The 18,236-nt window shown below is 64.0% G+C and carries 21 protein-coding genes and 1 pseudogene; 11 read left to right on the top strand and 11 right to left on the bottom strand.

From position 1 onward, the window contains the following. Nucleotides 1–269 precede the first annotated feature (269 nt). Nucleotides 270–1,637, bottom strand: coding sequence for a metal-dependent hydrolase family protein (locus SO139_RS34615; RefSeq protein ID WP_449381951.1), 1,368 nt, complete (start codon nucleotides 1,635–1,637; stop codon nucleotides 270–272). Between the two features lie 289 nt (nucleotides 1,638–1,926). Here SO139_RS34615 and SO139_RS34610 point away from each other — a divergent pair, with 289 nt between their 5' ends. Genes SO139_RS34610 through SO139_RS34595 form a run of 4 tightly spaced genes read left to right on the top strand, consistent with a single transcriptional unit; the run spans nucleotide 1,927 to nucleotide 3,376 of the window. Beyond that, nucleotides 1,927–2,250 (top strand): ArsR/SmtB family transcription factor, encoded by a 324-nt coding sequence (locus SO139_RS34610; RefSeq protein ID WP_449381952.1) that lies wholly within the window; start codon nucleotides 1,927–1,929, stop codon nucleotides 2,248–2,250. Further along, the gene (locus tag SO139_RS34605; RefSeq protein ID WP_449381953.1) at nucleotides 2,247–2,672 is read left to right on the top strand and encodes an SRPBCC family protein; all 426 of its coding nucleotides are present in this window, start codon (nucleotides 2,247–2,249) and stop codon (nucleotides 2,670–2,672) included. Before SO139_RS34610 ends, SO139_RS34605 begins: the two co-directional genes overlap by 4 nt. A gap of 27 nt (nucleotides 2,673–2,699) precedes the next feature. Beyond that, nucleotides 2,700–2,906 carry a hypothetical protein gene (locus tag SO139_RS34600; RefSeq protein WP_449381954.1) on the top strand — a complete coding sequence of 69 codons (207 nt, stop codon included), beginning with the start codon at nucleotides 2,700–2,702 and terminating at the stop codon, nucleotides 2,904–2,906. A 56-nt stretch (nucleotides 2,907–2,962) separates the two neighbouring features. After that, nucleotides 2,963–3,376, top strand: a complete 414-nt coding sequence (locus SO139_RS34595; RefSeq protein ID WP_449381955.1) for a DUF1801 domain-containing protein — start codon at nucleotides 2,963–2,965, stop codon at nucleotides 3,374–3,376. Nucleotides 3,377–3,552: 176 nt separating this feature from the next. Here SO139_RS34595 and kynU read toward each other — a convergent pair whose 3' ends face one another. The 5 genes from kynU to SO139_RS34570 all read right to left on the bottom strand — a co-directional run bounded on the left by kynU (nucleotide 3,553) and on the right by SO139_RS34570 (nucleotide 8,752). Then, nucleotides 3,553–4,761 (bottom strand): kynureninase, encoded by a 1,209-nt coding sequence (gene kynU / locus SO139_RS34590; RefSeq protein ID WP_449381956.1) that lies wholly within the window; start codon nucleotides 4,759–4,761, stop codon nucleotides 3,553–3,555. A 7-nt stretch (nucleotides 4,762–4,768) separates the two neighbouring features. Further along, nucleotides 4,769–5,608, bottom strand: coding sequence for a tryptophan 2,3-dioxygenase (gene kynA / locus SO139_RS34585; RefSeq protein WP_449381957.1), 840 nt, complete (start codon nucleotides 5,606–5,608; stop codon nucleotides 4,769–4,771). Between the two features lie 26 nt (nucleotides 5,609–5,634). After that, nucleotides 5,635–6,444 (bottom strand): hormone-sensitive lipase, encoded by an 810-nt coding sequence (locus SO139_RS34580; protein WP_449381958.1) that lies wholly within the window; start codon nucleotides 6,442–6,444, stop codon nucleotides 5,635–5,637. 255 nt (nucleotides 6,445–6,699) lie between these two features. Beyond that, the gene (locus tag SO139_RS34575; RefSeq protein ID WP_449381959.1) at nucleotides 6,700–7,977 is read right to left on the bottom strand and encodes an ArgE/DapE family deacylase; all 1,278 of its coding nucleotides are present in this window, start codon (nucleotides 7,975–7,977) and stop codon (nucleotides 6,700–6,702) included. 49 nt (nucleotides 7,978–8,026) lie between these two features. Further along, entirely contained in the window at nucleotides 8,027–8,752 is a 726-nt protein-coding gene (locus SO139_RS34570; protein ID WP_498541407.1) for a pyridoxamine 5'-phosphate oxidase family protein, read from the bottom strand. Between the two features lie 76 nt (nucleotides 8,753–8,828). Here SO139_RS34570 and pdxR point away from each other — a divergent pair, with 76 nt between their 5' ends. Both pdxR and SO139_RS34560 read left to right on the top strand, forming a co-directional pair. Further along, complete coding sequence (pdxR, locus tag SO139_RS34565; RefSeq protein WP_449381961.1) at nucleotides 8,829–10,313, top strand: MocR-like pyridoxine biosynthesis transcription factor PdxR; 1,485 nt, start codon at nucleotides 8,829–8,831, stop codon at nucleotides 10,311–10,313. 67 nt (nucleotides 10,314–10,380) lie between these two features. Beyond that, nucleotides 10,381–10,626: a DUF6719 family protein gene (locus SO139_RS34560; protein ID WP_449381962.1), complete on the top strand. Its 246-nt coding sequence runs from the start codon at nucleotides 10,381–10,383 to the stop codon at nucleotides 10,624–10,626. Nucleotides 10,627–10,634: 8 nt separating this feature from the next. On the opposite strand, the gene SO139_RS34555 is transcribed toward SO139_RS34560, so the two are convergent. Together SO139_RS34555 and SO139_RS34550 are read right to left on the bottom strand one after the other, a co-directional pair. Continuing rightward, nucleotides 10,635–11,000 carry a hypothetical protein gene (locus SO139_RS34555; RefSeq protein WP_449381994.1) on the bottom strand — a complete coding sequence of 122 codons (366 nt, stop codon included), beginning with the start codon at nucleotides 10,998–11,000 and terminating at the stop codon, nucleotides 10,635–10,637. A gap of 51 nt (nucleotides 11,001–11,051) precedes the next feature. Beyond that, complete coding sequence (locus SO139_RS34550; RefSeq protein WP_449381963.1) at nucleotides 11,052–11,216, bottom strand: hypothetical protein; 165 nt, start codon at nucleotides 11,214–11,216, stop codon at nucleotides 11,052–11,054. A gap of 414 nt (nucleotides 11,217–11,630) precedes the next feature. Between SO139_RS34550 and SO139_RS34545 the strand changes: the two genes are divergently transcribed. Next, nucleotides 11,631–11,828: a hypothetical protein gene (locus SO139_RS34545; protein ID WP_449381964.1), complete on the top strand. Its 198-nt coding sequence runs from the start codon at nucleotides 11,631–11,633 to the stop codon at nucleotides 11,826–11,828. Here SO139_RS34545 and SO139_RS34540 read toward each other — a convergent pair. Then, on the bottom strand, nucleotides 11,818–12,366 hold the full coding sequence (locus SO139_RS34540) for a CreA family protein (RefSeq protein WP_449381965.1): 549 nt from the start codon (nucleotides 12,364–12,366) through the stop codon (nucleotides 11,818–11,820). The two genes, SO139_RS34545 and SO139_RS34540, sit on opposite strands and share 11 nt — an antisense overlap. 208 nt (nucleotides 12,367–12,574) lie before the next feature. Here SO139_RS34540 and SO139_RS34535 point away from each other — a divergent pair, with 208 nt between their 5' ends. The 4 genes and pseudogenes from SO139_RS34535 (at nucleotide 12,575) to SO139_RS34520 (ending at nucleotide 16,560) form a co-directional block, all read left to right on the top strand. Further along, nucleotides 12,575–14,167: a L,D-transpeptidase gene (locus SO139_RS34535; RefSeq protein WP_498541406.1), complete on the top strand. Its 1,593-nt coding sequence runs from the start codon at nucleotides 12,575–12,577 to the stop codon at nucleotides 14,165–14,167. 92 nt (nucleotides 14,168–14,259) lie between these two features. Continuing rightward, nucleotides 14,260–14,833: pseudogene (locus SO139_RS34530) on the top strand (glutathione peroxidase). Nucleotides 14,834–14,995: 162 nt separating this feature from the next. Beyond that, entirely contained in the window at nucleotides 14,996–15,982 is a 987-nt protein-coding gene (locus tag SO139_RS34525; protein ID WP_449381968.1) for a polysaccharide deacetylase family protein, read from the top strand. 8 nt (nucleotides 15,983–15,990) lie between these two features. Then, nucleotides 15,991–16,560: a dihydrofolate reductase family protein gene (locus SO139_RS34520; protein ID WP_449381969.1), complete on the top strand. Its 570-nt coding sequence runs from the start codon at nucleotides 15,991–15,993 to the stop codon at nucleotides 16,558–16,560. Between the two features lie 84 nt (nucleotides 16,561–16,644). Here SO139_RS34520 and SO139_RS34515 read toward each other — a convergent pair whose 3' ends face one another. Next, a complete protein-coding gene (locus SO139_RS34515; protein WP_449381970.1) occupies nucleotides 16,645–17,595 on the bottom strand; it encodes a YVTN family beta-propeller repeat protein in 951 nt (316 codons plus the stop codon). A 3-nt stretch (nucleotides 17,596–17,598) separates the two neighbouring features. After that, nucleotides 17,599–18,150 (bottom strand): SRPBCC family protein, encoded by a 552-nt coding sequence (locus SO139_RS34510; protein ID WP_449381971.1) that lies wholly within the window; start codon nucleotides 18,148–18,150, stop codon nucleotides 17,599–17,601. Between the last annotated feature and the right edge of the window lie 86 nt (nucleotides 18,151–18,236).

Below are 18,236 nucleotides of genomic sequence, written 5' to 3'. Positions count from 1 at the left end.
GCAACCTCAGTCTGGCCTCAGACCCGGTCGCTATCCACTCCCCATGGAATCTTCGCTGCGCTCGCAATGACGAAGTGTGGGCGCGTGCGCGCACCATACTCTCGATGTCGTCGCCCGGCTTGACCGGGCGACCCAGTACGCCGCGGCTTCTCCATATCCCACGACGGCCACTGGAATACTGGATCACCCGCTTTCGCTTTTCGCGGGCGATGACGCAGAGATTGAGGCGCCATTTGCCTGTAACGACTGACGACAGAGTACCGATCCTCTTACCTCTTATCGCCCGCCAGCACATTCTTGTAGATTTTCCCGCCTTTCATGATGACGACGAAATTCTTCGCGGGGTCTGCGACCAGCTTGATGTTCTCGATCGGATTGCCGTCGACCAGCAGCAGGTCTGCCAAAGCGCCCTCCTCGACCACGCCCAGCTTGCCGGGATAGGGATTGCGTGGGCCGGACAGGCTCAACAGCTCGCCATTCGTCGAGGTCGCCATCGCCAGCGCTTCGGCGGGCGTGTACCAGCGGGCGAGATCGGCGAGCATCGCGCCCTGCCCTTCGGCTAGCGCCTTGGAGAACAGGACGTCGGTGCCGAAGGCGGTCTTGATCTTGTACTTCTTCGCCAGCGTATAGACCCTCTCCGTACCGGTTACCACCTGGCGCATCTTGTCCTGCTCCGAGGGCCCCAGCGCGGCGGCGCCGGCGAGATCGAGGAACGGCTGCGTGCTCAGCCAGATGCCCTTCTCGGCCATCAGGCGTGCCGAGGCCTCGTCCATGAGGTGGCCGTGCTCGATGCATCTGACGCCTGCCGCGATCGAGCGCTGGATCGCCACCGGCGTGTAGGCGTGTACGGCGACATAGGTGCCCCAGTTCTCGGCCGCTTCGACTGCGGCGCGCAACTCGGGCTCGGTAAAGGTCGAGACGTCGAGCGGACTGAACGGCGAGGCCACGCCGCCGCCCGCCGTGAGCTTGACCTGCGAGGCGCCCTGCATGAGCTGCTCGCGGGCGCGCACGCGAACTTCGTCCGGACTGTCGGCGACCATGCTGCCGCCGATCAGCTCCATGCGGCTCAGCATGCCGCCGATGGTGCGCGGCAGGTCGGACAATTGCCGGAAGTCGCCATGACCGCCGGTGATGGTGATCATCGCGCCGGAGGGATAGATGCGCGGACCTGCGACGAGATCCTCGTCGATGGCGCGCTTGAGCCCGAAGCTCGGCCCGCCCATGTCGCGCACGGTCGTAAAGCCGCGCATGAGCGTAGCTGTGGCTTCCGCGGCCGCCTGCAAATTCAGATAGCCGACGTCGCCCGCAATCGCAGCCGCCGGCGTCGGGCGCACCAGCATCGCGTGCCAATGCGCGTCGATCAGGCCCGGCATCAGCACGCGATTGCCGCCATCGATCGCCTGCGCGTCCGCGGTGAGCGGCGCGGCCGAGATCTTCTCGATCTTGCCATTGCGGATGAGCACATTGGACGACGCGGAGAGCGCGCCATTCTTGCCGTCGAAGATGCGGACGTTCTGGAACAAGATCGCGGGCCCTTGCTGGGCCCGTGCAAGCGATGAAGCAACAAGGCTCACGCCAATTGCGACGAGCCAAACAAAGACAATGAAGATGCCACCAGGCTTGCGCACGTCAGACATTTCCGCCCTCCTGCCGGCACGTCTGCTCGTCCCTCGGCAGCGATGCCTTGGGCCTAACTCAGCGCCGGCGTGCAGAGCGAGTCAACTTACAACCCATGCGGAAACGTGCAGGCCAGCCATCCGGCCCGAGCGGAGGTGCGACCGGAGCTGTCGCGTCTGGCTTCAATTGATTCAAAAAAGGACCTGTTCCTTCGCGGCGCGTGAGCGACGTCGGGCGCGTCCCACACTTGACAAATTCATAACCAACCAGTTATACGTCGATCCATAACCAACGAGTTATAACTCTGACATGACCACCACCTACGATGTGCTGTTCCGAACCCTTGCCGATCCGACCCGGCGGGCTATCTTCGAACGGCTGTGCCGTCATGGCGAGCAGACCGTTGGCGCCTTGACCGCGCGGGCCGGTGTGTCGCAACCGGCGGTGTCGAAGCATCTGATGGCATTGAAACAGGCCGGCCTCGTGCGCGACCGCCACGAGGGCCGCCAGACCCATTACAGCGCGCAGCTTCGCGCGCTCGCCCCGCTGATCGATTGGACCAGCAAGATGACCGGCTTCTGGCAAAGCCGGTTCGACGACCTCGAAGATCTCCTGAAGAGGATGGACCAATGAGCAAGACCGAGACCCGTTCCGTCGTCGTCGAGCGCGAGTTCGCACATCCGCCCGAGAAGCTCTGGCGCGCGCTGACGCAGCCGCATCTGATCTCGGAGTGGCTGATGAAGAACGATTTTGTGCCGGCGGTGGGCCATCGTTTTCACCTCACCGGCGAGTGGGGCGGCGTGCTCGACTGCGAGGTCCTCACAATCGAGCCGAACAAGACGCTCGCCTACACCTGGAATTTTGCGCATCAGGACGCAGCCTACAATCTGGAGAGCGTGGTGACCTTCACTCTCACTCCGATGCGCGGCGGAACTCTGCTCCGCGTCGAGCAGGTGGGATTCCGTCCGGACCAGAAGCAGGCCTATGGCGGCGCACATGCCGGATGGAAGCGGTTTTTGGAAAAGCTCGAGCAGGTTCTGCCGCAAGCAGACTGACGCCGCGTTGTAGGACAGGAGGTCTCATTGAACTGGAACATGTGGATTCGGCAGGTTCACCGCTGGCTGTCGCTTGGCTTCACGGTGGCTGTCCTCATCAATGTCCTCGCCATGGGACTGGAGAAGCAGGCGATCTGGATCGGCCTCCTGGCACTGTTCCCGCTCATCCTGCTTCTGCTCTCCGGCCTCTATCTGTTCGCCCTGCCCTATGCCACCAAATGGCGCAGCGGCTGATGGCGATCGCTTGCCTGGCGTAGAACGGGACCAGATTTCGGAGCACAGGAACTCAAATGACTCCATCGGAAAAGATCGACCAACTGATCGCCGGGATCACCGACTGGCGCGGCAAGACGTTTGCGGGCCTGCGCCAGACCATCCTCGATGCCGACAGCGAGATCATCGAGGAATGGAAATGGATGGGCAGCCCTGTGTGGGAGCGTGACGGCATCATCGCGGTCGCCAATGCCCACAAGGGCAAGGTGAAGCTGACCTTCATGTACGGAGCACGTCTCGCCGATCCCGAAAAACTCTTCAACGCCGGCCTCGAAGGCAATGAGCGCCGCGCGATCGACTTCCTGGAGGGTGACAAGATCAACACGCGGGCGCTGAAGCAGCTCGTGCGCGCAGCGATCGAATACAATCAGGGCAAGGCGAAGAAGAAAGCGCCGGCGGCAGCGCGCGCCAAGCCGCGCAAGGCCGGTTGAAGCATTACCGCCGTCATGCCCCGCCACCGGGTCTCGTCTTCGGCGAGCCCGATGACAGGCTCCGGCGGGGCATCCAGTACGCTGCGTCTTCTCCGCATCCCGTCACCGCCTCTGGAATACTGGATCGCCCGCTTTCGCGGGCAATGACGGTTGAGCTTGGGAAGATAGCCTACCTCTCACGTCACCGCATTCACGACCTGATATTCCGGTCGCCTCCATACTTCGCCAACGATCACCTCCTCGATGATCTCGGCTGCCCTCATCATCTCGTCCTCCCCGATATACAGCGGCGTGAGGCCGAAGCGCATGATGTCCGGGGCGCGGAAGTCGCCGATGACACCGCGGGCGATCAACGCCTGCATCGCGGCATAGCCACCGTCGAAGGCGAAGGAGACCTGCGAGCCGCGCATCTCGTGCGCGCGCGGCGTGACCAGCCTGAGTTGCGGGCAGCGGCGCTCGACCTCCGCGATCAGGAGATCGCCGAGCGCCAGCGAGCGGGCTCGGACTTCCCCAAGATCGACGCGGTCCCAGATGTCGAGCGAAGCCTCCAGCGCGGCCATCGCGAGCACCGGCGGCGTGCCGACGCGCATGCGTTCCACGCCGCCCGCGGGCGCATAGCCGAGATCAAAGGCAAACGGCTTTGCGTGGCCCATCCAGCCCGAGAGCGCGGCACGTGCCTGATCGGCGTGGCGCGGCGCGACATAGAGGAAAGCCGGCGCGCCAGGGCCCCCGTTGAGATATTTGTAGGTGCACCCCGCAGCGAAGTCGGCAGCCGTAGCCGCGAGATCGACCGGCAGCGCGCCGGCCGAATGCGCGAGGTCCCAGACGGTCACGATTTCAAGCGCATGCGCTTTTGCAGTGAGCTTCGCCATGTCATGGCGGCGACCGGTGCGGTAGTCGACCTCGGTGAGGTAGAGCACCGCAATCTCCTCGGACAGCGCAGCCTCGACCGCCTCCGGCGCCACGAGGCGCAACTGGTGCCCTCGCCCAAGCGTCGCGATCAGGCCTTCGGCCATGTAGAGATCGGTCGGGAAATTGCCGGTGTCGGAGAGCACGATCTTGCGCTCAGGGTTCATGTCGAGCGCAGCGGCGAGCGCCTGGTAGGCCTTGAGCGAGAGCGTATCGCCCATCATCACCGAGCCCGCCTCCGCGCCGATCAGCCGAGCGATGCGATTACCCACATTGCGCGGCTGCACATACCAGCCCGCCGTATTCCAGGCGCGAATGAGCTCATTGCCCCATTCCCGGCGGATCACGCGGTCGACCTTTTCGGCAACGCCGAGCGGCAGCGCGCCGAGCGAATTGCCGTCGAGATAGATCACGCCCTCGGGCAGATGAAAGAGCGCCCTGGTGTCGTCATAGACGCGAAGTCGGGTCTTGGTCATGGCTTGCTCAAAGAATGGTACGCACGCGCCAGAGTTCGGGAAACAGCTCGACCTCCAGCATGCGCTTGAGATAACTGACGCCACCGGTGCCGCCGGTGCCGCGCTTGAACCCGATGACACGCTCGACGGTCGTTACGTGATTAAAGCGCCAGCGGCGGAAATAATCCTCGAAGTCGACGAGTTTTTCGGCGAGCTCGTAGAGCATCCAATGCGTCTCCGGCGCCTCGTAGACCCGCCGCCACGCCTCCAGCACGCCCTCGTTGAGGCTGTGCGTCTCGCGGACGTCACGCGCCAGGACGGCAGGCGGCATCGCGAGCCCCTTGCGATCGGCGAGGCGCAGCACCTCGTCGTAGAGGCTCGGCGTCGCCAGCTCCCCCTCCAAAAGCCGCGTGACCTCGGCGTCATGCGCATGGGGCTTGAGCATCGCGTGATTGCGGTTGCCGAGGAGATATTCGATCAGGCGGTACTGGCTCGACTGGAAGCCCGAGGATTGCCCTAGCCTGGAGCGGAAGTGCGTGTACTCGCTCGGCGTCATCGTGCGCAGCACATCCCAGGCGTTGTTGAGCTGCTCGAAGATGCGCGAGACACGCGCCAGCATCTTCATTGCCGGCGAGACCTCGTCACGCGCGATGGCGCGTCGCGCGGCGCTGAGCTCATGAATGGCAAGACGCATCCAGAGCTCGGAGGTCTGGTGCTGAATGATGAAGAGCATCTCGTCATGCGCATCCGAGAGGGGATGCTGCGCGCCGAGAATCGCATCGAGCTGAAGATAGTCGCCGTAGGACATGCGCCGGGCGAAATCGGTCTCGGCGCCTTCGGCGGTGGGATCGTAGTCGTTGCTGGTCATGACATCCGCTCTCCGATCGATCTCCATCACTCCAGGCCAACCAGGCTCGCAGTGATTTTTGACGAGGGGTCTTTGAGCCCGTCGACGACGGTGAAATGGTTGTAGCTGGGCTCGATCACGAGACGCGTCGGCACGTCAAAACCGGTCCAAACGTTGGCCATCAGTTCGGCCTGACGGATGAATTCGGGACGCTCTGCGCCCCCGGCCCATGCGGTGAGCGGCGCGTGCCCGCGCGGCATATGCAGCGCTGCGCTTTCGAGCGTTGCCTCCTCGATCGACATGCCAAGCGTGAGGTTCATTTTGGTCTTCAGCAGCGGACGCAGATCGTGCAGCCCGCTGATCGACAGCGTCGCTGCGATGCGGTTATAGACCGCGGGCTCGAGTCGGCTATCGTCGCATAGCATGCGGGTGACGAGATGGCCGCCCGCCGAATGCCCGGCGAGCCGGATCGGTCCGGACACGAGCGCGGCCGCGGTGGCGATGGCAGCCGTAATCTCGGCTGTGATGTCGGAGATCCGCGCGGCCGGCGTCAGCGTGTAGCTCGGCAGCGCCACGGCCCAGCCGTGGTGTCGCGCGCCTTCGGCAAGATCGGTCCATGATGATTTGTCGAACCGCATCCAGTAGCCGCCATGGACGAAGACGACGAGGCCTTTTGTGTCGCCACCCGGCAGGATCAGGTCGAGGCGCTGGCGTTCGCCGGAGCCATAGGCGATGTCGGGGCGAAATGCCTTCAGTTCCGCGCGATACGCCGCGGCGCGCTCGGCCCACAGCGCGGGCAGCTTGTCGGACCCCGGCACGTGGGCCGAGTTGGCATAAGCATCATCCCAATCGCGCATTGTTACTCCCAGAGGATTCGCCGGCGACAGGTTGCCAGTGTGCCACCGGCAGGGCGCCGGTCCTAGTCTTTACTTTAAGCTTAAAGCAATTGGTTGCGCCTGTTGGGTGGGCAAAGCGACTTGTCCGCCGTAGCTCGAAGAGCGAAGGCGGAAGCGTGCTGACCACTTGGGCCGCAATCCTGGAAAGGTGGTGGGCACGGCGCAAGGGCGCCTTTGACCACCCTACGAAGCTCGCAATGACGCGGAGAGAGAACGCTACCCCTTCTCCACCCCGCACCATTCCGCAATGAACAGCGCCATCGCCTTGGTCGACTTCTTCAGCGACTCCAGATCGACATATTCGTTGAAGCCATGAATCTCGCCGCCGGAGGATCCGAAGCAGAGGCTGGGGATGCCGTGGTTGAGGCCGTAGAAGCGGGTATCGGTGAGCGCGGTGAAGACGAGATCTTCGACCGTGCCACCATAGACGGCGTTGAACGCTCTGCCGAAGGCGGCTTCAGGCCCAGCCGCGTTGGTCAGCTCATAACCTTCCGACAGGAAGCCGGACCATTCCACCTCCGGCGGATTGTTGGCGAGGAAGCGGTGGTTGCGCGCCGCAGCCGCGACACAAGCAAGTATCTCCTTCTGATGATCGGCGATCGACCAGCCCGGCAGTACTGCGATGCGGCAATCGACGTCGCACCAGGCCGGCACGCTGGAGGCCCAGTCGCCGCCCTTGATGATGCCGGGGTTGAAGTTGATGGGATGGTTGAGCGTCTTGAAATGGCGATCGCTCTTCGCGCGCTCGTTCCATTCGATCTCGAGGTTTTGCAGCGCCTGGATCAGATGATAGGCGGCCATGATCGCATTGGCGCCGGAGCCGGCAAACGCGACATGGGTCGGATGGCCCTTCACCCGCAGGCGGAACCAGATCACGCCGACCTGCGAGCGCACCATCTTGCCGCCGGTCGGCTCCGGAATGAAGCAGGCATCGGCGCGATAGCCGCGCTGGAGCGTCGAGAGCGCGCCGACGCCGGTGCTCTCCTCCTCGATCACGGACTGGAAATGGATCCGCGCCGTCGGCTTGAAGCCCGCGGCCCTGATCGCATCGAGCGCGTAGAGCGCGCCGATGGTGCCGGACTTCATGTCGCAGGCACCGCGGCCATACATTTTGCCGTCCTTGATGGCGGGCGAGAATGGCGGGGTGTCCCAGAGCTCCAGCGGCCCCGCCGGCACGACATCGCAATGGCCTTGCAGGATCAACGATTTGCCGCCGCTCGTTTGCGGGCGGTAGGTGCCGACCACCGTACGCGCCTTGGAGAAATCGTGCTCGATCGGACCGAAGCCGCGCAGATCCTTGAGCTCGTCGACATTGATATGCCAGTCGTCGACCTCGTAGCCGCGCGCGCGCAGGAGGTCGCCCATCATGTCCTGACAGGGGCCCTCAGCGCCGCGGGTCGAGGGGATCGCGACGAAGTCGCGCGTGGTCGCAAGCTGGGCCTCGAAGCCGGCATCGACGGCGTCGAGAATCCTCCGCTGCGTTTCGGCATTCATGCTGGCAACTCCAATCCGCTTTCAAAGAGCGCCGCGAAGCTAGCCGATTTCAGCCCTCCGGGTACTCCTGAAAATAGGCATCCAGCAATGCATCTTCGAGCAGCCGGCCTTCCGAATAGCCATTCAGCATCGCTGGCCGCGTGACGCCGTCGAGCAGGCGCTTGCAAGGCTCGGGGGCGCCAAGCACAGTTCGAATGGGAATGCGCTCCGCATAGATCGGCCGTGCGTAGTCTTCCTCGTCGTCGCCAAACCCCTTGCTGCGAATCTTGGCCGACGCCTCCTCGATCTGCATTGCGATGAACGCTGTCGCCTTGATCTCCTGCGTGGTCGCCGGACGCAAACCCGCAGTGCGCCCGGGATAAAGCCGATCGACCATGGCGACCAGCGCCCGCTGTTTCTCGTCGGGATCGGTAACGAGGTGCGCGGTGCCGAAGGCCATCACGGCGCGATAGTCCGCCGAGTGGTTGAAGCCGCAGCGCGCCAGCACCAGGCTGTCGAGATGTGCAACGGTCAGGCAGACTCTCTGGCCGTCCGACTGGTTGCGCAGCATTCGGCTCGCGCTGGAGCCGTGCCAATAGAGCTTGGTCCCTTCCCGCCAGAAGAAGGTCGGCGTGCAATAGGGCTGGCCATCGATCACATAGGAGACGTAGCACAGCATCGAGGAGTCGAGGATGCGGTGGACGGTGGCGTGATCGTAGGCGCCGCGCTCATGCAGGCGTTTCACCCGGTTGCGCTGGGAGATCGGATAGGACGCGGACGTCTGACCTTCTGACACGGGCTGCTCCAGTTGGGATTGGCGGATCTCAACGAGGGTTGTAGCGAAGGGTTTGGTCTGCGATAGTTCCAATTCCATGCGAAAAATTCCGACCAATTTCAAACAGTCTTCGAAAGCCCCGCCGCGCAAGACCGAGCTGCCACTCGATTTCGCGGGAGCGCACATCACGGCGAGCGCCTCCTCCGCGCACCGCCTCTACCAGGCACTGTGCCACGCGATCGTGGAAGGCCTGGTCAGGCCTGGCGAGCCGCTGCCGCCATCGCGGACGCTGGCGAAGCAGACCGGCTTTCGGCGCAACGCCGTTGTCACGGCCTATGAGCGGCTGATCGCCGATGGATTTGCAGAAGCGACCGTCGGCTCGGGGACGTTCGTCGCCGCGAAAATTCCCTCGCGCGCGAGCGATGCGCGCAGGGTGAAGATCACAGTCGAGGCCCCGCGGCAGGGCACGCTGGCGCTCGGCTGCACCCATATCGACGAACGGTCGCTGGCGCGCTTCCGCGGCTTCATCGGCCGACGCATGCGCGCCTTCGGCAGCGAACATCTGCACTATGGTGATCCGCGCGGCAGCCGCGAGCTGCGCGTCGCGGTTGCCGATCATCTGCTCGCCGCGCGCGGCCTGCGCTGCGATCCCGACCAGATCATGCTGACGTCAGGCACGCTGCACGGCTTACGCATCGTGCTCGGCGCGATCCTCAAAACCAACGACCAGATCTGGTGCGAGGATCCCGGATACCCCACCGCTCGCGCGGCGATGCTCCATTGCGGCTATCGCGCCGTCTCCGTGCCGGTCGACGAGCACGGCCTGCGCGTCGCCAAGGGGCGGACGGTGGCACCCAGGGCTCGTGCGGCCTATGTCACGCCGTCGCATCAGTTTCCGCTGGGCGTGCAGATGTCGATGCCGCGCCGGCTCGAGCTTCTCGACTGGGCGAAAGAGGCCGGCGCTTTCGTGCTGGAGGATGATTACGACAGCGAGTTCCGCTATGACGGCGCGCCGCTGATGTCGCTTGCCGGCATCGATCAGCTCGAGCGCGTAATCTACATGGGCACGTTTGCCAAGACGCTGTTTCCCGGCCTGCGCATCGGCTATTGCGCGCTGCCGGAGCGCCTGATCGGGCCGGTCGCGACCGCGCGGGCCGCGCTCGACCGCTTTCCCGGTACGCTGATGGAAGGCGCGGTCGCGGACATGCTCAATTCCGGCGCCTTCGCCGCGAACTTGAAGCGCGTGCGAAAACTTTATCGCGAAGCGCGTGATGCACTGGCTGCGACGCTTGAGGTCGCGTCCGACGGACGGCTGTCGGTTCCCGTCCCCTCGCAAGGCCTACATCTGGTCGCGCAGTTCGAGCCATCGGTCGAATTGCGTGTCGCCTCGCGGGCCAAGCAAGCGGCCGGCGCGGAAGGCTGGCTGCTCGCCGACACCTATGCGCGCACCCGTCCCCTGCCCGGTTTCGTTCTCGGCTTTTCCGGCCATTCGGTTCCGCAACTTGTGGCATCAGCCGAAAAGCTCGCGAAGCAATCGCTGGCCGCGCTTCGCGGCAGCGAAAGGCCGACACGGCGCGCGTGACGAAGGTTCACTATGAGAATCGCGCGCGGCTTTCTAACATCGCCAAATCGAGGCCGGGATTTTCGTCATGACCCATTTTCGCGCGATGTGCGTGTGCGCGCTGTTCGCCTTGTCAACAACAACGCTGGCGCACGCCGGCACGGTGGGACGCGAGCAGGACATCGTCGGCTTGCGGCTTGGCCAGCGCGTGATGGTCGATGACGGCACCTGCCCAGCCGGGCAGATCAAGGAAGTGCGCGGTGCGAAGATGACCGAAAGCGGCATCACGGCGACCCGCACCTGTGTGCCTCGGTTTGGACCCAAGTCGAAATAGCTTGCGGACTACTTCGCCGGGTCGAACATGCACTGAAGGGTCGGCTTGGCGATCTTGGTGAAGGTCGGTCCGATCTCGGACTGCTTGGCGACCGGCACCCATTCGTTCTCGATGGTCGGCACGCCGGTCTCGCTGATGCCGCGAAGTAGCGCCTCGCGCAGGTCGCGGTCCTCGACAACGGCGGCGGCATGATCATGCAGGCAACCGCAGACTTCCTCCGGATGTGCCCAGCGCCCTAGCATGTGCGGCGCACATTGGCGCACGAAGTCGGTGCGCGGATCCGGCAACCTGTTGGGAGAGCGCACCTGAGCCTGGGCTGCGGTGATCGTAAGCAGGGACGCGAGGAAAGCTGCGGCGCAGATGCGAAACATGATTGGCTTTTCTTGATCCTACTGGTCTTTTTTCTTGCAATCAGATTCTTGCAATCAGATACGCGCGGCCATCACGATCGGCAGAGACACCTTGGCCCCAACCGGCGAGCCGCTATAGGCAAAGGTCCCGACGCCCGGCAGTCCGCTGTCGCTCGTTCCAGCCAGCGAGGACCCGGCGAGGACAAAGCCGAAAGCAAGGATGAAGCTGAGCGCCCGCATGTAAAGTCTCCAGTTCCCCGCGGCTGTGCGCCGCTACCGCTGGTTGGGTCATAACCATGGGCCGTTTCGTCCGTGATGCGCCAAAATGGGAAAATGGTTTCATCTTCGTGAGAATTGTTTCGTCGGCGCGCATGCGACGAAACATTGGGTCAAAAAACCCAATAATTTCAGTCAACTCGTCTGGCGGCCAACCGCTGCTTCGCGGCCCCCTCCGACTCTCCCACAGCCGCGGCGCGCGGCCCGCGGTCACCGTCCCGAGGCAGACGCTTCACACGCATTTTACGTTTCTCTGCTGAAGAGGAGCGCAAAGAAGCGCGAAGTTTCGCTGAACCGGGGACGTTCCAGCGACGACGGAAGCCTTCGAACAGCAATAAGCCCGGCACAAACCGAGGCTCGGGTTGAGGGATGGCCATCATGATGGCGAGAGATCGCGCAATTGGACGCGACGTGGACCAGGATCGCGCCAACGAGAGACAGGGTCAGCGCAGCGCCACCGGCGCGATGGCGCTGCAATCCGACCGTGGTTACGAGGTGGCACCGCAGGCGTTTGTGCGGCTAACCGGCTCGCATCTCGCAAAGCCGCGCTTCAGCCGCAGTCTCGTTACTGAGTGAAGAAGTCGCCACACTTCTGAATGTTGGTATCCGTCGGCCCCCACGGCATGATCGGCACGGTCGAGGTCGAATTCTTTGGCGAGCCCTCGATCAGCTTGTCGGAATAAACCATGTAAACCAGCACGTTGCGCTTGGTATCGCAGCCTCGCACGATCTGCATCCTCTTGAAGAACAGCGAGCGGCGCTTGCGGAACATGTCGTCGCCCTGCTCCAGCTTGTCCTTGAACTTGATAGGACCAACCTGCCGGCACGCGAGCGAGATGTCAGAGACCTCCTCGGCCAGCCCCAGCCAGCCCTTGAAGCCGCCCTTCTCCGGCACCGTGAAATGACAGGCCACGCCCTCGACCTCGGGATCGTCGAGGCCATAGGTCGCGAGCTTGTCGTTCGGGCTCAGCCATTTGAACACGGTGGAGCGGCGGAAGATCAGATCGGGCTCGTCGGCGGCTTGGGCAAAGCTGGTCGGCAAGGCTATTAGCAGGAGGAATAAAGCGAGGCCTTTCAAGCACATGCCTGAAAGACCGGGGAAACGAGATGACATGAAGTTCTCCGGTAACAAGTCACCGCAATGTAGGGATGGGAGGGCTGATCAGGAAGGCGACCAGCCTGCCCACGCGGCTGCTGTTTACTGGTCTGTGAGGCTTTTTTGCTACGGCTTGGACAAAATTGGCTGATAGCTGAACCGGTCTGCTGGTGAACGCGTATCCCCTTTGCGAGACTAACTACTGATTTGGAATACGGATTCGAGGATGAATAGCGTGAGCGTGACCAGTTCTTCTGCCGCAAGGGCGCAGTTGTGGCGGGTCGCCATTTTGACGGCGGCGGGTGCGATCGGCACCACGACCCATGCGGAAGCCGCGATGTATTACTGGTCGGACTATACCGACGGTTCTTACTACTACCACCAGCCGCAACCGAAGCTCGTTCGCCCGAAGCCGCTCAAACGCGGCACTGTCTTGGGCAAGAACAAGAAAGAGACCGCGGAGAAGGAGACCGGCGCCAAGCCGCAAGGGCCTCTGGTCATCGCCATCTCGATCGACCGGCAGAGGGTGACGGTCTACGATTCCAACGGCGTGTTCGCGGAATCGCCGGTGTCGACCGGCATGAAGGGTCATCCCACGCCGATGGGCGTGTTCAGCGTCATCCAGAAACACAAATTCCACCATTCCAACATCTATAGCGACGCGCCGATGCCATACATGCAGCGCATCACCTGGTCGGGTGTCGCCATGCATGCCGGCGTCCTGCCCGGCTATCCCGCCTCTCATGGCTGCATCCGCATGCCGATGGCGTTCGCGGTGAAGATGTGGAATTGGACGAAAATGGGCGCGCGCGTGATCGTGACGCCCGGCGAGATGACGCCGCACAGCTTCTCGCATCCCCTGCTCGCGAGCCTGCGCGTGCCGCCGCAACCCGCGGCGAGCCTGGATCAGCAGCCAACGACGACGGTCGCCGACAAGGCGGACAAAGACGCGCCCGAGGCAAAGTCTTCTGAGAGCAAGGCCGAAGAGACCAAGGCCACCGAGGTCAGGAGTGTGAGCGCCGCGCCGGCGATGGAGCTGCGCTCGACCGTCGGCCACACCGTGATATCGGACGCAACCATCGGCAACGCGATGGCGCGCGAGGAACCCTCCGCCGACAAGGCAGCTCCCAACGAAGACGCAAAGACGGACGGTGCGAAAACCGCCGACGCATCCGAACCGGCAAAACCGAAATCGGACGAGGCGACCGCCAAGCCTGAACCTGCAAAAACCGAAGCGACCGAGGTCAAGAAGCCCGATGCTGCGGGAACGGCGCCGACGCCTGCACAACCCACCGCCGATGCGAAAAAGGATCAGACCCGCGTCGCCGAGCCCGCGCCAGCCGCAAAGCCCGAGCCGCCGAAGCGCGCGGGGCAGATCGCGGTCTTCATCAGCCGCAAGGATTCCAAGGTCTATGTGCGGCAGAACTTCTCGCCGCTGTTCGAAGCGCCCGTGACGATCGCGGCCAGCGACCGTCCGCTCGGCACGCATGTCTTCACCGCGGAAGCCGACAAGAGCGATGCCAACGCGCTGCATTGGTCGGTGGTGTCGATGCCCGTCGCCGTCCGCTCGGTGGAGCGTGGCGACGACAGCCGCATGACGCGCCGCCAGCGCATGGCCGCCGTCATCCCGATCGCCGCCAAGCCCGTGATCTCGCCGGATAGTCCGGCCGAGGCGCTCGACCGCATCTCGATCGCCGCCGACACCATGGCGAAGATCAACGAGATGCTGACTACAGGCAGCTCGATCATCGTCTCCGACCAGGGCATCAATCAGGGCGAAACCGGCGAAGGTACGGATTTCATCGTTCGTCTGCGCTAATTGCGCTGTGGCGCGCATAACGCGGTATTGAGCACGCTTGGTCACGCGCCCGGAGTATGATCCGTCCCCGGATCAACTTGGGGGACGTTGCCATGCTGAACCGCAGGACAATGCTCACCGCAGCGCTCGCCGCGCTCACGAGCCCCGTCGCGACTCGCGCAACTTGCGCAGGGGTCGATGAGCAAGATCTCGGCTTACGCCTTCTCCTTCCCCGCGCTCTCGGGCGACGATATCCGGCTTGCGTCCTTCACCGGCCGGCCGCTGCTGATCGTCAACACGGCTTCGCTCTGCGGCTATACTCCGCAATATGCCGGCCTTCAGGAACTCTGGAGCCAGTTCCGCGAACGTGGACTGACCATCATCGGCGTGCCCTCCAACGATTTCGGCGGCCAGGAGCCGGGCGGCGTGACGGAGATTTCGGAGACCGCTCATCACCAATACGGCGTTACCTTCCCGATCGCCGCCAAGGCTGTCGTGATCGGTCCCAAGGCTCATCCATTCTACAAATGGGCCGCGGATGCTCGACCAAAGGAGGTTCCGCGCTGGAACTTCCACAAATACCTGATCGGCCGCGATGGCTACATCGCCGAGGTTTTCGCTTCGGCCGTCGACCCGACCGACACCCGCGTCAAGACGGCCGTCGCCAAGTCGCTTGCCGATAGCTGAGCCGATCTCACGTGCTTGGGCACAATTGCCCGGCGGGGCGAAACAGCCGTTGCATTGGCGATGGCCCACCATCTAGGCTAGGATTGTCTGGGGCGGACAGGTTCGGACAGCGGCAAAAAAGCTACGGCCGAACAACGGGATCATTCTATCGAGGACAACATCATGCGTGTTGCGGCAGGACTTATTTTGGCGAGCGCAATCTCTCTTGCGATGGCGAGCGCCGCATGGTCGCAGACCCCGGCCGCGAAGCCCGCGGCAGCCACGCAAGCCGCCCCCGCCGCAGCGCCGGCGGCGGCCCCTGCTCCCACCGCGGCCGCCAGCTCGCCAGCGGCGGCACAAGGCGCGCAGCCAGCACGCGCCGCCTGCAGCAATCCCAATGCGCTCGGCGTCGCCCGCACCGTCGAGATCGACACCACGGGTGGTCCGGGGTTCGGCTTCGAGCACTTCAAGGAGCTCGACTTCCTGCGCGACCACGAGGTGGTGCTGACCTTCGACGACGGTCCCTGGCCGAACAACACGCCCGCGGTGCTGAAGGCGCTGGCCGATGAATGCACCACCGGCATCTTCTTCCCGATCGGTAAGCACTCGACCTACGAGCCGGAGATCTTGAAGAAGGTCTACGCGGCCGGCCACACCGTCGGCGCGCACACCTGGTCTCATGCCAATCTCAACAACAAGAAGCTCACCGACCAGCAGAAGAAGGACGAGATCGAGAAGGGGTTCTCCGCAGTGAAATGGGCGCTCGGCGGCATCTCGCCCTCGCCGTTCTTCCGCTTCCCGGCGTTGCAACATCCGCCGGAGATGGTCACCTATCTCGGCAACCGCAACATCGCGATCTTCTCCTGTGATCTCGACTCCTTCGACTTCAAGGCCTCCAAGCCCGAGAAGGTGATCGACACCGTGATGAAGAAGCTGACCAAGCTCGGCAAGGGCATCATCCTGATGCACGACTTCCAGAAGCACACCGCCGAAGCGCTGCCCGCGCTGCTGCAGCAGCTCAAGGCCGGCGGCTACAAGGTCGTGGCGATGCGCGCGAAGAGCCCGGTGTCGACGCTGCCCGAATACGACCAGGAGCTGCTCAAGGACGTCAAGCTGCCGACGGTGAGCCAGCGCCCGGTCAACAGCGTGGTGACGACGGTCTCGGAATAGTCGCGCCGTTGTCTTTCCGTTTCGAAGGCTACGTCATCGTCTCCGCCGACGGCATGCTTGCCGACGCGCGCCACGTCATGCCCGACAGCCTGAAGTTCGAGGGCGACAAGAGGTTCTTCGAGCAGTCGCTCGATCGTGCCGCGCTGATCGTGCACGGCCGACACTCGCATGAAGGACAGCCGAATTCGCCCAAGCGAAAGCGGCTGATCCTGACCCGCAAGATCGCCGCGCTCGCGGTCGATCCGGAGATGCCGAATGCGACACTGTGGAATCCGCTTGGCGCGAGCTTCGAGGAGGCATGCGCCTTCGCCGACGTGTCCTCGGGCACGGTCGCGATCATCGGCGGCCCCGTCGTATTCGACATGTTCATGGACCGCTACGACACCTTCTGGCTCTCGGAAGCCCCGCAGGTGCGCCTGCCCGGCGGCGAAGGCTGCTTCGTCGGTGTGCCTGAGCGGACACCGCATGAGGTGCTTGCGGCGCATGGGATGAATCCAGGTGAAGCGCATGTGCTCGATGCCGCGCACGGCGTCACCGTCACACCGTGGCGACGGGGATTGCGCACGGCAAACGCGTGATGCGTGTCGTAGCCGGGATCAGTGCAGCGATATTCGGGATCACTACTCCCGCACGTCGCTTCACTCATCCGGGGCTACCGTCCCCTACTCAGTTCGCCTGAGAAACGCCCCGAACGCGCGCGGGCCGTCGCCGACCTTGACCTCGCCGATCACCCTCAGCTCGACGGCATCGATGATGCTGAGGGTGTTGCTCTCCCAATTCGCGACGATGATGCGCTTGCCGTCGGCGGTCGCGGCGATGCCTTCCGGATAGTCACCGACATTGATGCGCTTGACGGGTTTCAGCGTCGCGAGATCGAACACGCTGACGGTGCCGCCATACTGGTCGGTGGCGAAGCCGTGGCCCAAAGCCAGCGCCACGGCATAGGGCCGCATGCCCACCGGCACGCGACCGGTCTCCCGCGCCTCGGCGATATCGATCACGGAGACGTCGTTCGAGCCGACATTCGCCGTGAACGCTCGCTTACCATCGGCATCGATGGTAACGCTGAACGGCCGCGTGCCGACCTTGACGACCGCGCGCCGTTCGCGCGTCGCGGTGTCGACGATGGAGACGTTGTCGTCGTCGCGATCCGCCGACAAGAGCAATTTCCCGTCCGGCGTCACCGCAAGCCCGGAGGGCGAGGCGCCGACCGCAATGCTCGCCACGACGCCCTCCGCCTGCGGGTCGATCACGCGCACCGCAGCCGCGTACCAGTCGGCGACGTAGACGACCTTGCCATCCGGCGCCACGGCGATACCGAGCGGGCCGCCGCCGACGTCGACCCGGCCAACCACACTGCGCGCCGCGGCATCGACCACAGTCAACGCCTTGCCATCAGGGCTCGTCACATAGGCGAAACGACCGTCGGCGGAGACGGCCACGCCCGCCGGCTTGCCGCCGATCGCGATGGTGGCGACGGCTCGCGAGGTCGCGAGATCCACCACCGTGAGATCGTCGCTGAGCTGGTTGGTGACGAACGCCTCCTCGGCCGAGGCCCGGCCGAGCCCCGTCGCGAAGCTGGCGGCCAGCGCCGCCAACACCAGAACGCGCACGCTTCAGCTTCCGCTCTCGATCTTCTTCTTCAGCGCCTCGAGGCCGCCCTTGTAGAGCCCGCTCACCGCCTTCACCGCGGCCTCGTCGCTGAGCTCCGGCGGCGGGTCATTGTTGGGAAAGCCGCGATAGAACGCGCCGGCCCATTCCAGCTTCGTCTTGCCTTCGGGCGCTGGCGACACCGTCAGCGTCGAGGAATAGTTGGTGACCGGCAGCACCTTCACGTCGACCGCCGTGATCCGGTAGGAATAGCTCATCATGTCGGGCTCGAACTTATAGAGCTCCTCGTCGACGGTGGCGCCGCCGGCAAGCGTCAGCCGCCGCGTCGCCCCGATCTCATTGCCCTTCTCGCCCTCGGTCTTGCTGACGCCGGCGAGCCAGCTCATGTCCTGGAAATTGCCGATCACCGCCCACACCTTGGCCTGCGGTGCGTTGATCTCGATGGATTCCCGCACCTTCTGCCGGGTCGGCCCGTGCGCCCAGGCTGCCGTCAGGGCCGTCGTCCCCACCGCCAGCGCCGCCACAACGGCCAGCGCCGTCCTCTTCGTCACCCTCATGTCGTGTCCTCAAATGTGTATCGTTGGTCTCTTACGCGACTGACGCACGCTGCGGCCATCGTAGCGCAGTTTTCGACGGGATCGAG

Source organism: Bradyrhizobium sp. UFLA05-89 (assembly GCF_059803475.1).
The sequence above is the reverse complement of the archived record's forward strand: the minus strand, read 5'-3'. Positions and strand labels throughout refer to the sequence as shown.

Coding starts and splice junctions, on each gene's coding strand:
- SO139_RS34615 (WP_449381951.1), bottom strand. CDS start 1,637: ATGTCTGACGTGCGCAAGCCTGGTGGCATCTTCATTGTCTTTGTTTGG.
- SO139_RS34545 (WP_449381964.1), top strand. CDS start 11,631: ATGATGGCGAGAGATCGCGCAATTGGACGCGACGTGGACCAGGATCGC.
- SO139_RS34535 (WP_498541406.1), top strand. CDS start 12,575: ATGAATAGCGTGAGCGTGACCAGTTCTTCTGCCGCAAGGGCGCAGTTG.
- SO139_RS34595 (WP_449381955.1), top strand. CDS start 2,963: ATGACTCCATCGGAAAAGATCGACCAACTGATCGCCGGGATCACCGAC.
- SO139_RS34525 (WP_449381968.1), top strand. CDS start 14,996: ATGCGTGTTGCGGCAGGACTTATTTTGGCGAGCGCAATCTCTCTTGCG.
- SO139_RS34580 (WP_449381958.1), bottom strand. CDS start 6,444: ATGCGCGATTGGGATGATGCTTATGCCAACTCGGCCCACGTGCCGGGG.
- SO139_RS34560 (WP_449381962.1), top strand. CDS start 10,381: ATGACCCATTTTCGCGCGATGTGCGTGTGCGCGCTGTTCGCCTTGTCA.
- SO139_RS34575 (WP_449381959.1), bottom strand. CDS start 7,977: ATGAATGCCGAAACGCAGCGGAGGATTCTCGACGCCGTCGATGCCGGC.
- SO139_RS34540 (WP_449381965.1), bottom strand. CDS start 12,366: ATGTCATCTCGTTTCCCCGGTCTTTCAGGCATGTGCTTGAAAGGCCTC.
- pdxR (WP_449381961.1), top strand. CDS start 8,829: ATGCGAAAAATTCCGACCAATTTCAAACAGTCTTCGAAAGCCCCGCCG.
- kynU (WP_449381956.1), bottom strand. CDS start 4,761: ATGACCAAGACCCGACTTCGCGTCTATGACGACACCAGGGCGCTCTTT.
- kynA (WP_449381957.1), bottom strand. CDS start 5,608: ATGACCAGCAACGACTACGATCCCACCGCCGAAGGCGCCGAGACCGAT.
- SO139_RS34610 (WP_449381952.1), top strand. CDS start 1,927: ATGACCACCACCTACGATGTGCTGTTCCGAACCCTTGCCGATCCGACC.
- SO139_RS34550 (WP_449381963.1), bottom strand. CDS start 11,216: ATGCGGGCGCTCAGCTTCATCCTTGCTTTCGGCTTTGTCCTCGCCGGG.
- SO139_RS34605 (WP_449381953.1), top strand. CDS start 2,247: ATGAGCAAGACCGAGACCCGTTCCGTCGTCGTCGAGCGCGAGTTCGCA.
- SO139_RS34510 (WP_449381971.1), bottom strand. CDS start 18,150: ATGAGGGTGACGAAGAGGACGGCGCTGGCCGTTGTGGCGGCGCTGGCG.